Origin of the sequence: Streptomyces sp. DvalAA-43, assembly GCF_900091725.1 — a bacterium.
GTDB classification, from domain to species: Bacteria; Actinomycetota; Actinomycetes; order Streptomycetales; family Streptomycetaceae; genus Streptomyces; species Streptomyces pulveraceus.
Map to the genome: position 1 here is coordinate 521,793 of NZ_FMBW01000044.1, position 12,847 is coordinate 534,639.

10 protein-coding genes are annotated in these 12,847 nt (G+C 71.4%); 5 read left to right on the top strand and 5 right to left on the bottom strand.

Annotation, left to right across the window (positions count from 1 at the left end):
* The first annotated feature begins 42 nt into the window (after window positions 1–42).
* The 4 genes from GA0115234_RS19195 (at window position 43) to GA0115234_RS19210 (ending at window position 5,211) form a co-directional block, all read left to right on the top strand.
* Window positions 43–1,659 (top strand): MFS transporter, encoded by a 1,617-nt coding sequence (locus GA0115234_RS19195; protein ID WP_093543221.1) that lies wholly within the window; start codon window positions 43–45, stop codon window positions 1,657–1,659.
* Between the two features lie 143 nt (window positions 1,660–1,802).
* Complete coding sequence (locus tag GA0115234_RS19200) at window positions 1,803–2,453, top strand: TetR/AcrR family transcriptional regulator (protein WP_093543223.1); 651 nt, start codon at window positions 1,803–1,805, stop codon at window positions 2,451–2,453.
* Between the two features lie 277 nt (window positions 2,454–2,730).
* A complete protein-coding gene (locus tag GA0115234_RS19205; RefSeq protein WP_093543225.1) occupies window positions 2,731–3,765 on the top strand; it encodes an endonuclease/exonuclease/phosphatase family protein in 1,035 nt (344 codons plus the stop codon).
* 225 nt (window positions 3,766–3,990) lie between these two features.
* Window positions 3,991–5,211, top strand: a complete 1,221-nt coding sequence (locus GA0115234_RS19210; RefSeq protein ID WP_093543227.1) for an MFS transporter — start codon at window positions 3,991–3,993, stop codon at window positions 5,209–5,211.
* A gap of 134 nt (window positions 5,212–5,345) precedes the next feature.
* Here GA0115234_RS19210 and GA0115234_RS19215 read toward each other — a convergent pair whose 3' ends face one another.
* From GA0115234_RS19215 to GA0115234_RS19235, 5 genes are all read right to left on the bottom strand, one after another.
* Window positions 5,346–7,100: an NAD+ synthase gene (locus GA0115234_RS19215; protein ID WP_093543410.1), complete on the bottom strand. Its 1,755-nt coding sequence runs from the start codon at window positions 7,098–7,100 to the stop codon at window positions 5,346–5,348.
* Between the two features lie 88 nt (window positions 7,101–7,188).
* Window positions 7,189–8,880, bottom strand: a complete 1,692-nt coding sequence (locus GA0115234_RS19220; RefSeq protein WP_093543229.1) for a multicopper oxidase family protein — start codon at window positions 8,878–8,880, stop codon at window positions 7,189–7,191.
* 299 nt (window positions 8,881–9,179) lie between these two features.
* Window positions 9,180–9,605 (bottom strand): CBS domain-containing protein, encoded by a 426-nt coding sequence (locus GA0115234_RS19225; RefSeq protein WP_093543412.1) that lies wholly within the window; start codon window positions 9,603–9,605, stop codon window positions 9,180–9,182.
* A 127-nt stretch (window positions 9,606–9,732) separates the two neighbouring features.
* On the bottom strand, window positions 9,733–10,458 hold the full coding sequence (locus GA0115234_RS19230) for a DUF305 domain-containing protein (RefSeq protein ID WP_256088751.1): 726 nt from the start codon (window positions 10,456–10,458) through the stop codon (window positions 9,733–9,735).
* A complete protein-coding gene (locus GA0115234_RS19235) occupies window positions 10,455–11,135 on the bottom strand; it encodes a DUF3105 domain-containing protein (RefSeq protein WP_093543231.1) in 681 nt (226 codons plus the stop codon). The genes GA0115234_RS19230 and GA0115234_RS19235 overlap by 4 nt, the downstream gene beginning before the upstream one ends.
* A gap of 290 nt (window positions 11,136–11,425) precedes the next feature.
* Between GA0115234_RS19235 and glnA the strand changes: the two genes are divergently transcribed.
* Complete coding sequence (gene glnA, locus GA0115234_RS19240; protein ID WP_093543233.1) at window positions 11,426–12,787, top strand: type I glutamate--ammonia ligase; 1,362 nt, start codon at window positions 11,426–11,428, stop codon at window positions 12,785–12,787.
* Window positions 12,788–12,847 lie beyond the last annotated feature (60 nt).

Consider the following 12,847-nt stretch of genomic DNA (forward strand, 5'->3'; position numbering starts at 1 on the left):
AATACGAGACGGTCTCGTATCGAAATCGGATAAGCTCCTGCCATGTCGATACCGTCAGGTGCTCGCGCTGCCGAATCCCAGATCCCGGAGGCGGTCCACCGTCGCCGCTGGGCGATCCTCGTCGTCCTGATGTTCAGCCTGCTCATCGTCGTGCTGGACAACTCGATCCTGAACGTCGCGGTCAAGACCATCGCCAGCCCCGCACCCACGGGACTCGGGGCCACCCAGAGCCAGCTGGAGTGGGCGATCAACGCCTACACCCTGGTCTTCGCTGGGCTCCTGTTCACCGCGGGCCTGCTCGGCGACCGCATCGGCCGCAAGAAGGTGCTGCTCTTCGGCATCCTGCTCTTCGGGACGGGCTCCGCGCTGGCCGCCATGTCCGGCTCGCCCGCCCAGCTGATCACCTGGCGCGCCCTCATGGGGTTCGGCGCCGCGTTCGTCATGCCGGCCACCCTCGCCGTCCTGATGAACGTCTTCGAGCGCGACGAGCAGCCCAGGGCCATCGGCATATGGGCGGGCAGCGTCGGTGTGGCCATCGCGATCGGTCCGATCACCGGCGGGCTGCTGCTCGAACACTTCTGGTGGGGCTCCATCTTCCTGGTCAACGTGCCCGTGGTGATCGTGGCGCTGATCGCGATGGTGCTGCTGGTCCCGGACTCCAGGGACCCGAACCCGGGCCGGACCGACCCGCTCGGCGTCCTGCTCTCCATCGTCGGCCTGGTGCTGCTGGTGTACGGCATCATCCGCGGCGGCCAGCTCGCCGACTTCACCGACCCCGTCGTGCTCCTGTCGAGCATCGGCGGCCTGCTCGTCCTGGCCGGGTTCGTCTGGCACGAGAAGCGCAGCAGCCACCCGGCCATCGACATCACGTACTTCAAGGAGCCGTCGTTCGCCGCGGCCGTCGCCGCCATAGCGCTGGTCTTCTTCGCGCTGATGGGGGTGACCTTCTTCTCCGCGTTCTACATGCAGAGCGTGCGTGGCTGGAGCGCCCTCCAGGCGGGGCTGATGCTCCTGCCGCTGGCCGCCTCCCAGATGATCTTCGCGCCCCGGGCCCGGCTGCTCGTCGACCGTTTCGGCGCCCGCGTCACCTGCACCGTCGGCATGCTGCTGGTCGCGGCCGGACTGGCCTCGTTCGCGCTCTTCGACGACACCACACCGGTCTGGGTGCTCTGTCTGCTGTTCTTCATCCAGGGCACGGGCATGGCCCATGTGATGACGCCGGTCACCGTCGCGGTGATGCAGGCGCTGCCCCGCGAGAAGGCCGGTTCCGGGTCGGCCGTCAACAACACCTTCCGGCAGGTCGGCGGGGCGCTCGGGGTCGCCGTGCTCGGCTCGGTGCTCTCCACCGTCTACCGGGGCGACATCGAGGGACACCTCGGCGCGGTCCCGGCCGGTGCCAGACAGGCGGCGGGGGAGTCGATCGAGGCCACGCTCGGCATCGCGGAGAAGATGGGCCCGGCGGGCGCCCCGCTGGTCGCCTCGGCCAACGACGCGTTCCTGAAGGCCATGCACGTCACCGCCGTCGGCTCGGCGACCATCGCCCTGGTGGGCGCCCTCGTGGTCGCGCTGTTCCTGCCGGGGAGGCCCGCCGCGGAAGGGGCGCCCGGCGGATCCGGCGAGGGCGACCGGTCGGTGCGCGCTGCGGGGGCGGGCCGCTGAGACCGGCGGCCCGGAAGAACGGAGAGCGCCGCCCCTGGGAGAACCGGGCGGACCCCGGGCCCCGGGGGCGGCGCGCGGAGCCACCCCCACCGTCGGCGAGAATCGGGACGGCGGTCGGACGGTGCGGCGAGAGGCGGAACGACGTGCGGGTACAGGCGCAGGTGCAGGACCGGGACCGCCCGGTCCAGGAAGAACCGGAACCGCGCAGGGGCCGGCCGCGCAGCGCGGCGGCCGAGCGGGCGATCCTGGACGCCGTCGTCGAGCTGCTGGAGGCCGGCGAGCCGCTGGCGGCCCTGTCCATCGAGCGGATAGCCAGGACCGCGGGGGTCGGCAAGGCGACGATCTACCGGCGGTGGAGCGGCAAGGAAGAGCTCTTCGTCGACGTCCTGAGGGACATGGAGCCGCCAGAACCCGTCGTCTCCGGCACCGCCGGCCTCGCCGACCTGCGGCTGCTGCTGGAATCACTGCGCAGACGCGGCCTGGCCCAGCGCTCCTCGGCCCTGCTGCACAACGTCTTCGCGCAGATGAAGAGCCACCCCAAGCTGTGGGCGGAGTACCACTGCAATGTCATCGCGCCCCGCCGCATCGCCATGCTGGCCGCCGTGCAGCGCGCGGTCGACGCCGGTGAACTCCGCGCGGACCTGGACGTGGGGCTGATGGACGACCTGTTCCTGGGCCCCATGCTCGTACGCACCATCCACCGGCCCGACGCGCCGCTCCCCGAGGATCTCGCCGACCGCATCGTCCAGGTCCTGGTGGAGGGCCTGGCGCCCCGCCCGGCGGCCGGTCCCTGACGCGCCCGTACAGGTAAGCGGAACCAGGCCCTCTGCACCGGCGGAACCAGCCCCGCCACGGAAGCGGAACCGGACCTGCCGCGTAAGCGGAACCGGAGCCTTCCGAGTGTGATCGTTCTGTCACAAGCCCCGGCGGACCCCGCCCGGCAGGAACCCGCGGCACCCCGCCCTTCGTCCTCGTGGCAGTACGGCCGTCGTCGACGGCACGAAACACGCCGCTCATCGCCTAGGGTCGTGGGCGCGGCGACATGCACGGCAAGGCAGTGAGGACAACGCGATGGTGCAGGCGTACGGAGCGGACACCGGGAACGACCGCGCGGAGCCGGAACCGGAGCGCGCCGGATCGGGATCCCGCCTCCGGGACCTGCGCGACCGGTGGACCCGCGACCCGGGCATCTGGCGGCGCGGCATCGTCCTCGCGCTCTGCTCGGTCCTCCTCACCCTCGTGATGGCCTTCCACGCCAGGATCCCCAACACCATCGGCAACCTGGGCAGCCTCTCCGAGACGTTCCTGCCGTGGATCGGGGTGTTCGTCCCGCTGCTGCTGGTCCTCGGCCTGGTGCGCCGCTCGGCGACCGCGCTGATCGCCCTGCTGCTGCCGGTCGTGGTCTGGTTCAACGTCTTCGGCGGCCTGCTCACCGACAAGTCCGGCAGCGGCGGCGACCTCACCGTGGCCACCCACAACGTCAACGCCGACAACCCCGACCCCAAGGGCACCGCCCGCACGGTCGCGGACTCCGGCGCCGACGTCATCGCCCTGGAGGAGCTGCCGAGCGGCAAGGTGGCGGCGTACAAGGCGGCGCTCGCCGACCGCTACCCGTACCACTCGGTGCAGGGCACCGTCGGTCTGTGGAGCAAGTACCCGATGAGCGGCACCAGGCCGGTCGACATCAAGATGGGCTGGACCCGGGCGATGCGCTCCACGGTGACGACCCCGAAGGGCAAGGTCGCCGTCTACGTGGCCCATCTGCCCTCCGTACGCGTCAAGCTGCACGCCGGATTCACCGCCAACCAGCGCGACGACAGCGCCGACGCCCTGGGCGAGGCCATCTCCGACGAGCGGCTCGGCAAGGTGATCCTGCTCGGCGACCTCAACGGCACGATGAACGACCGCGCGCTGAACGGCGTCACCGCCCAGATGCGCTCCACCCAGGGCGCGGCCGGCGACGGCTTCGGCTTCAGCTGGCCGGCCTCCTTCCCGATGGCGCGGATCGACCAGATCCTGGTCAAGGGCGTCGAGCCGATGTCCTCGTGGACCCTCGCGGCGACGGAGAGCGACCACTTGCCGCTCGTGGCCCGCGTGGAGCTGTGACGCGGTGAGCCGTTCCGCCACCGGGTGCGAACGCTGACGAAACGGTCCGTTCACCCGCGGGACCCGACCGTCTGAGAGAATTTGTTCCGCTCGGGAACCAAGGGCGTCCGGCAACGGCGCCGGACCGGCCGCGCGCCGTCCCGCCCGGTTCCCTCCCGTGCCTTCCGTCCATCGGCCGTGCCCGGCCGGGGCGGGCCCGGCGTCCCTGCGGAAAGGTCTCTCCTCATGCCCCTGGCCCTGCTCGCACTCGCGGTGAGCGCCTTCGGCATCGGCACCACGGAGTTCGTGATGATGGGGCTGCTGCCCGAGGTCGCGGACGACCTGGGCACCTCCGTACCCACCGCCGGCCACCTCGTCTCGGCGTACGCGATCGGTGTCGTGGTGGGAGCCCCGCTGCTCACCGCCGTCGGCTCCCGGATCCCGCGCAAGCGGATGCTCCTGTTGCTGATGGCCCTCTTCACGGTCGGCAACCTCGCCTCCGCCGTCGCCCCCGGCTTCGGCTGGCTGCTCGGCGGCCGGTTCCTGGCCGGACTGCCGCACGGGGCGTTCTTCGGCGTCGGCGCGGTCGTCGCGGCCCGGCTGGTCCCGGAGGGACGCCGGGCGCGGGCCGTGGCCACCATGTTCCTCGGGCTCACCGTCGCCAATGTCGTCGGCGTCCCGGCGGCCACCCTGCTCGGCCAGCACCTCGGCTGGCGGGCCACGTTCCTGGTCGTCGCGGCGATCGGGCTCTGCGCACTGGCGGCGCTCGCCCGGCTCGTACCGCAGGTGCCCCTCGACGCCCACCAGGGCCTGGGCCGGGAACTGCGCGCCCTCGGCGACCGTCAGGTGCTGCTCGGCCTGCTCACCGCCGTGTTCGGCTTCGCCGGGGTCTTCGCGGTGTACTCCTACCTCTCGTCCATGACGACCGAGGTGATGGGTTTCGGCGAGTCCGCGGTGACGCCGGTGCTCGCGCTCTTCGGCATCGGCATGACCCTCGGCGCACTCGCGGCGGGACCGCTCACCGACCGGGCACTGCGGCCGACGCTGTACGGATCGCTCGGCGCGCTCGCCGTCGTCCTCGCCGTCTTCCCGTTCGCCGTCCAGGTGCGGTGGGCCGCGCCGGTGCTGGTGGTGCTGCTCGGCGGGGTCGGCTTCATGACGACCACACCGCTCCAGATGCTGGTCATGAACAAGGCCAAGGACGCCCCGACCCTGGCGTCCGCCTCCAACCACTCCGCGTTCAACCTCGCCAACGCGGGCGGCGCGTGGCTGGGCGGCGCCGCGATCGCGGCCGGCTGGGGGTGGACCTCCCCGGCCCCGGTCGGCGCGGCCCTCGCGGTCGTGGGCCTGGCGGTGGCGGTCATCGCGGGTCTGCTGGACCGGGAGCGTACGCCGGGCACGTCGAGGGTGGTGGCCCGTGCGGACGTGCGGCCCGCGCGGGAGGACGCCCCGGTGGACGCGCGCTGAAACACCGGGACGCGGTGCGCGCCGGACGCACGCCGGGACGCGAAAAGCGTATGCGCCAGAACGCCGAAAGGCGCATACGCCGGAACGCGACGGCGCGGTGACCGGTCCGCCCGGTCACCGCGCCCGCGCACCGCTCAGGCCGACTCGCGCCACCGGTTGGTGATCGGCAGCCGCCGGTCCTTGCCGAAGCCCTTCGGGGAGATCTTCGTGCCCGGCGGGTACTGGCGCCGCTTGTACTCCGCCGTGTCCACCATCCGCAGGGTCTTCGCCACCAGAGCCTCGTCGAACCCGGCCGCGACGATCTCGGCCAGGCCCTGGTCCCGGTCGACGTACAGCTCCAGGATCCGGTCCAGTACGTCGTAGTCGGGCAGCGAGTCCGTGTCGACCTGGCCGGGGCGCAGTTCGGCGCTGGGCGGCTTGGTGATGGACGCCTCCGGGATCGGCGGGGTCTGCCCGCGCTCCTCGGCGGCCCGGTTGCGCCACTTCGCGAGGCGGAAGACCGACGTCTTGTAGACGTCCTTGATCGGGCCGTACGCCCCGACCGCGTCGCCGTACAGCGTCGAGTAGCCGACCGCGAGCTCGGACTTGTTGCCCGGCGCGAGGACGATCTGGCCCTCCTGGTTGGAGACCGCCATCAGCATCGTGCCGCGCAGCCTCGCCTGGAGGTTCTCCTCGGCGAGACCGGAGAGCCCCAGCGAGCCCATGTACGCGTCGAACATCGGCTCGATCGGCACGGTGCGGAAGTTCAGCCCGGTACGGCGGGCCAGTTCGGCCGCGTCGCCCTTGGAGTGGTCCGAGGAGTACTTCGACGGCATCGAGATGCCGTACACGTTCTGCGCGCCCAGCGCGTCGCAGGCGATCGCGGCGACCAGCGCCGAGTCGATTCCGCCGGAGAGCCCGATCAGCACACTGCTGAAGCCGTTCTTGGCCGCGTACGCCCGCAGGCCCACGACCAGCGCCGAGTAGAGCTCCTCGTCGTCGTCCAGCCGCTCCGCGTACCCGCCGGTCAGCTCCGCCGGGTAGGCCGCGAGGGGCTCCTCGGAGAGGACCACGTGGTCGATCCGCAGTCCGTCGTTGACGACCCCGGACGGCGGCTCGGCGGCGGCCGCGGGCAGCTCCAGGTCGAGCACGACGCTGCCCTCGGCGAACTGCGGGGCACGGGCGATCACTTCGCCGTCCCGGTCGACGACGATCGAGTCGCCGTCGAAGACCAGCTCGTCCTGGCCGCCGATCATCGCCAGGTACGCGGTGGTGCAGCCCGCCTCCTGGGCCCGCTTGCGGACCAGTTCCAGCCGGGTGTCGTCCTTGTCCCGCTCGTACGGCGAGGCGTTGATCGACAGCAGCAGCCCGGCGCCGGCGGCCCGCGCGGCCGGCACCCGGCCGCCGTCCTGCCAGAGGTCCTCGCAGATCGCGAGCGCCACGTCCACACCGTGCACCCGCACGACCGGCATCGAGTCGCCCGGCACGAAGTACCGGAACTCGTCGAAGACGCCGTAGTTGGGCAGATGGTGCTTGGCGAAGGTCAGCGCGACCCGTCCGCGGTGCAGCACCGCGGCGGCGTTCTGCGGGGAGCCGGCGGGCTGGCCGTAGCGGGGCTGGGCCGTCTCGGAGCGGTCGAGGTAGCCGACCACCACCGGCAGCTCCCCGAAGCCCTCCGCGTCGAGCCGGGCGGCGAGCGCGCGCAGCGCCTGCCGCGAGGCCTCGACGAAGGACGGGCGCAGGGCCAGGTCCTCGACGGGGTAGCCGGTCAGCGCCATCTCCGGGAACGCCACCAGGTGGGCGCCCTGCTCGGCGGAGTGCCGGGTCCAGTGGACGATCGCCTCGGAGTTGCCGGCGAGATCACCGACGGTCGAGTCGATCTGATTCAGTGCGAGACGTAGTTGAGGCACGCGCACCAGTGTAATCGTCTGACTGACGCAATGTCCTCGCGGGCCGCGGAATCCCGTCCGCGGGCCGCGAGGACCGGGCCGGGGCGGGTCAGGTGAGGTAGCCGAGGACCGTCATCATGCCCATGTCCGAGTGGTAGATGTTGTGGCAGTGCAGCATCCACAGCCCCGGGTTGTTCGCGTCGAACTCGACGGCCAGCGAGCTGTTCGGCCGGACGATCGTGGTGTCCTTGCGCGCCCAGTGGGCCCGGCCCCGCTCGGTGGCCTGGTGGCGCCGCCCGGCCGGGCCGACCACGCCGAAGGAGTGCCCGTGCAGATGGATCGGGTGCCACATCTCCGTGGCGTTGTAGAACTCCAGTCTGACCCGCTCGCCCGCCCGCACCGGGTGGCGCTGGTGGGGGTTGTACGGGTCGTGGTCGAAGGCCCAGTTGTACGCCCGCATGTTGCCGGTCAGCTTGAACCGGCGGATCCGGTCGGGCTCGCGCCGGGACAGCTCCACGGACGGGTCCGGCATCAGCTCGTGCGCCTCGACCAGCCGGCCGTCCAGCTCCTTGGGACGGACGGTCGCGGCGGGGGCCGTCCCCTTCCCGGTGCGGAGCAGGGCCAGCGCCGTGGCGTTCTTGCCCTCCGCCAGCGCGGTCAGCGGGAAGACCCCGTCGCCCGCGGTGACCACCACGTCGTACCGCTCGCCCATGCCGAGCAGCAGGGCGTCGGTCGTGGTGTGCTGGACCGGGTAGCCGTCGGTGTGGGTGATCGTCATCTTGTGGCCGCCGAGCGCCACCCGGAAGGCGGTGTCGCCGCCCGCGTTGACGATGCGCAGCCGGATGCGCTCGCCGGGCTTGGCGTCGAAGGTGGTGGGAGCCTTCGGTACGCGGCCGTTGATCAGGTAGTACGGATAGGCGACATCGCCCCCGTGGCTGTCGAGCAGTCTGCTGTACGAGTTCTTCTCCAGCCGCGAGGGCCCGCTGAGGGGCTTCCCGCCGTTGGACTTGGCGGGCTTCCCGGGCGCGCCGTGCCCGCCCGCGCCGTGGCTCATGCCGTGGCCCATGCCGCCCCGGCCGCCGCTCAGCTCGTTCAGCACCGAGTCGGGCGTCGAGCCGGCCACCCCGTCGACCCAGTCGTCCAGGACGACGACCCACTCCTTGTCGTACTTGAGGGGCTCCTTCGGGTCGTCCACGATCAGGGGCGCGTACAGTCCCCGGTCCTGCTGGACGCCCGTGTGCGGGTGGAACCAGAACGTTCCGGGGTGCGGCACGGTGAATCGGTAGGAGTACTCGGTCTTGGGCCCGATGGGCGCCTGGGTCACCTCGGGCACGCCGTCCATGTCGTTGCGCACATTGAGGCCGTGCCAGTGCAGTGACGTTTCCGCGGGGAGGTTGTTGGCCAGGGTGAGCGCCAGGGTGTCGCCGACGGTGACCCGCAGCTCCTTGCCGGGCAGCCGGCCGTCGTACGCCCAGGAGTCGACGGTGATCCCGGCGCCCAGTTCGAGCCGGGCCGGGGCGGCGACGAGGCTCACCTTCCGCAGCGGGCCCGAACCCCGCGCGGTCTCGGCCGCGGCGACCTCCGGCCCGTCGGGGGAGACGTACTCGCCCTTGGATCGCCCGCCGGGGGAGGAGCCCCCGCGGTTCGCGCTGCCGCGGCCCGTACCACCGGCGCTCGCGCCTTCGGTCGTCCGGCCGCCGCGGCCCGTGCCGGAATCGTCGGAGCAGCCGGCCAGTACCGCCGAACCGGCGGTGGCGACAGCGGCGCCGAGCACGGCGCGTCGGGTGGGTGGAGTACGCATGACGGAGTGCACCTCGAAATGTGTTTCGGCGGGTCGGTCTGCTGGGGGAGGGGGAGGCGCGCCCCTCCTATATCAGCGAGGCGGACAGTGGCGACCGTCCGTATGTCATACGTCCACTCAGGGTCATGACGAGCACACTACCCCCGCCGGGTATCACCCGCGCGCGGAGCCGTCGCGCGTCCCGCGACCGCGTCCGTACGGCCCCGGCGCCGGGGCCGCGTGACGGCCCGGCACCCCTCGGACACAGGGGGCCGGGCCGTGGTGACGGGCCGTGGCCGCAGGGCCGTACGGCGGCGGGGTCAGCCGTGCGCGTAGACCTTCGCCGCCCAGCCGGCGATCTGCTCGTCGCTGAGGTGCTGAGCCAGATCGGCCTCGCTGATCATGCCGATCAGCATCTTGTTCTCGACCACCGGAAGCCGGCGGATGCGGTGTGTCTGCATCTCCTCCAGCACCGTCTCCACCTCCGCCTCCGCGTCGATCCAGCGCGGCGTGCCGTGGGCGAGGTCGCCCGCCGTCATCTTCGACGGATCGTGGCCCATGGCCACACAGCCGACCACGATGTCGCGGTCCGTGAGGATGCCGATCATCCGGTCCTGCTCGCCGTTGGCCGAGATGGGCAGCGCCCCGACCTTGTGGTCGCGCATCAGCTGCGCGGCCCGGTCGAGGGTCTCGTGCGCGGGGATCCATGTGGCCCCGGTGTGCATGATGTCCTTGGCAGTGGTCATGAGGGATTCCTCCTGCGTGCCGATGGGCATGCTGTACGACCCCGAGCGAACCCATCGTCATGGGCCCGTTCGGGGGACGCGACCGCTATCACCCGTTCGGGTGCACCTGCGGCCCGGCGGGAATCTCTCAGGACCGGGGTGCGGCCCCTCGCGCGGCCAGCATGTGGGCCATCGCGTCCAGCTCCGACTGCTGGGCCTCGACCATCCCCCGGGCGAGCCGTCGCTCCGCCCCGACCGTGCACAGCCGGGCGCAGCCGCGGGCCATGTCGATGCCGCCCTTGTGGTGGTCGGTCATCAGCTGGAGGTACAGCACCTCGGCCGCCCTGCCGTTCGCCGTCCGGAGCCGGTCGAGCTCGGTCCTGGTGGCCATGCCGGGCATGAGTGAGCCGTCATGGGGCCGGTAGCCGCTCCCCATCCCCTCCATGCCGTCCATCCCGTCCGTGCCCTGCGTCGAGTGCCCCGCGTGCCCGGCCGCCATCCAGTCCATCGGCTCCTGCCCGGAGGCCGCCTTCGGCAGCTCCCACAGATCCAGCCAGCCGAGCAGCATGCCGCGCTGGTTGGCCTGCGTATTGGCGATGTCGTACGCGAGACGGCGTACCTCCTCGTCCTTCGTGCGGTCGCGCACGATGAAGGACATCTCCACGGCCTGCTGGTGGTGGACCGCCATGTCGCGGGCGAAACCGGCGTCCGCCGAGTCCACCGAGGGCGTGCGCGGCGCGGCCGCCACGCGGTCCGCCCCGTCCCCGTCGCCGCGCGCGGAGGCGACCGTCGCCACCCCCGCGAACAGCAGCGCCAGCACCACGGCGGAGCCCGCCACCCACTCGACGCGCCGGACGCGCCTCACCGCGGTCACGGCGTCCCCAGCCCGCCCGTGCACGTCGCACCGGGCTCGGGTGTCTGCGGGCCCTGCACGAACTTCGAGAAGAACCGGCCGACCCGTGGGTCGTCGGCGCCGTCCACCGTCACCTGGTTGCCCCAGGCGGTCAGCATGATCGCCCCGGACTGGCCCTCGTACGGGCTCATCAGCGAGTACGGCGTCCGCCCGACCCGCTCGGCGAGCTTCGCCACATCGGCTTCCGGGGCCTTGTCCGTGTACGTCACCCACACCGATCCGTGCTCCAGCGAGTGCACGGCGTTCACATCGGGGAGGGCCTTCTTGTAGACCTCGCCGTCGCAGTTCATCCAAACGGGGTTGTGGTCACCCCCGACCGGCGGCTTCATCGGGTACGTGACGTTCCCGGTGACGTGGTTGCGGGTCAGCTTCGTCGCGTCCCACGTCCGCAGCCCCGCGATCGGCCCGTCGGCGGGCTTCACCGGCTCCTCCGAGGGCGCCTTGGCGTCCTCGGCCGGGGCGGCGGCCCGATTCTGGTCGGACGCCTCGGACTTCTCCAGCAACAGATACGAGCCGAAGCCGACCAGGCCCACGACGACGAGCACGCTCAGGCTTATGGCCAGGGCACGGTCGCGACGCTGCCGCGCGCGGTGGGCGTCGTGCTGCTGAGCCATGGGGGTCCTGGGGTCGAGACTCATGTCGTCAGGTCCTTCTGGGAAGGGGCGGGAACGGAGGGCGGAGGGCCGGGGCCTCCCGCCCGGATACAGGCAGGGTCCCGAGGAGGGACCCTGGAAGAACAGGCCTGCGCGGGGCCGTGGCGAAACCGCTCCACCCCCTGCGCGCCATGGGCGCCGATCGTAGTGGGTGGCCGGGTGCTCCATCTCACTCCGTGTGCGTAATCTGGGTGAAATCCCGGGTCGTGATACTGGAGTTCCTCCCCTACCCCGGGCGGTGGTGCACGGACCGTCTGAACTGCAAGGATGTGGCTATGGACAAGCAGCAGGAATTCGTCCTCAGGACGCTTGAGGAGCGCGACATCCGCTTCGTACGGCTGTGGTTCACCGATGTCCTCGGCTACCTCAAATCCGTCGCCGTGGCCCCCGCCGAGCTGGAACAGGCGTTTGACGAGGGCATCGGCTTCGACGGCTCGGCCATCGAGGGCTTCGCCCGGGTGTACGAGTCCGACATGATCGCCAAGCCGGACCCGGGCACGTTCCAGATCCTGCCGTGGCGGGCGGAGGCCCCGGGCACGGCCCGGATGTTCTGCGACATCCTGATGCCCGACGGCTCGCCGTCCTTCGCCGACCCCCGCTACGTCCTCAAGCGCATCCTCGCCAGGACCTCCGACCTGGGCTTCACCTTCTACACCCACCCGGAGATCGAGTTCTTCCTGCTGAAGGACAAGCCGGTCGACGGCAGCCGCCCCACCCCGGCCGACAGCTCCGGCTACTTCGACCACACCCCGCAGAACGTCGGCATGGACTTCCGCCGCCAGGCGATCACCATGCTCGAATCCATGGGCATCTCGGTCGAGTTCAGCCACCACGAGGGCGCCCCCGGCCAGCAGGAGATCGACCTGCGGTACGCGGACGCGCTCTCCACCGCCGACAACATCATGACCTTCCGCCTGGTGATGAAGCAGGTCGCGCTGGAGCAGGGCGTCCAGGCGACCTTCATGCCGAAGCCGTTCTCCGAGTACCCCGGCTCGGGCATGCACACCCACCTCTCCCTCTTCGAGGGCGACCGCAACGCCTTCTACGAGTCGGGCGCCGAGTACCAGCTCTCCAAGGTCGGCCGCTCCTTCATCGCCGGTCTGCTCACCCACGCGGCGGAGATCTCCGCCGTCACCAACCAGTGGGTCAACTCCTACAAGCGCATCTGGGGCGGCTCCTCCCGCGCCGCGGGCGCCGGCGGCGAGGCCCCCTCGTACATCTGCTGGGGCCACAACAACCGCTCCGCGCTCATCCGCGTCCCGATGTACAAGCCCGGCAAGACCGGATCCGCCCGCGTGGAGGTCCGCTCCATCGACTCCGGCGCCAACCCCTACCTGACGTACGCGGTGCTCCTCGCCGCGGGCCTCAAGGGCATAGAGGAGGGCTACGAACTCCCGGCCGGCGCCGACGACGACGTCTGGGCCCTGTCCGACGCGGAGCGCCGCGCCATGGGCATCGAGCCGCTGCCGCAGAACCTGGGCGAGGCCATCGCGCTGATGGAGAAGAGCGAACTGGTCGCCGAGACGCTCGGCGAGCACGTCTTCGACTTCTTCCTCCGCAACAAGAAGCAGGAGTGGGAGGAGTACCGCAGCGAGGTCACCGCCTTCGAGCTGAAGGCGCTGCTGCCGGTGCTGTGACCACATCGCGGTGACGCGGCGACGATCCGGGCCGGAGGCGGTATGCCTCCGGCCCGGAGT

Bases quoted from the DNA above. Each gene is read 5' to 3' on its own strand.
- GA0115234_RS19195 (WP_093543221.1), top strand. From the start codon at position 43: ATGTCGATACCGTCAGGTGCTCGCGCTGCCGAATCCCAGATCCCGGAG.
- GA0115234_RS19205 (WP_093543225.1), top strand. From the start codon at position 2,731: ATGGTGCAGGCGTACGGAGCGGACACCGGGAACGACCGCGCGGAGCCG.
- GA0115234_RS19210 (WP_093543227.1), top strand. From the start codon at position 3,991: ATGCCCCTGGCCCTGCTCGCACTCGCGGTGAGCGCCTTCGGCATCGGC.
- GA0115234_RS19220 (WP_093543229.1), bottom strand. From the start codon at position 8,880: ATGCGTACTCCACCCACCCGACGCGCCGTGCTCGGCGCCGCTGTCGCC.
- GA0115234_RS19225 (WP_093543412.1), bottom strand. From the start codon at position 9,605: ATGACCACTGCCAAGGACATCATGCACACCGGGGCCACATGGATCCCC.
- GA0115234_RS19235 (WP_093543231.1), bottom strand. From the start codon at position 11,135: ATGAGTCTCGACCCCAGGACCCCCATGGCTCAGCAGCACGACGCCCAC.
- glnA (WP_093543233.1), top strand. From the start codon at position 11,426: ATGGACAAGCAGCAGGAATTCGTCCTCAGGACGCTTGAGGAGCGCGAC.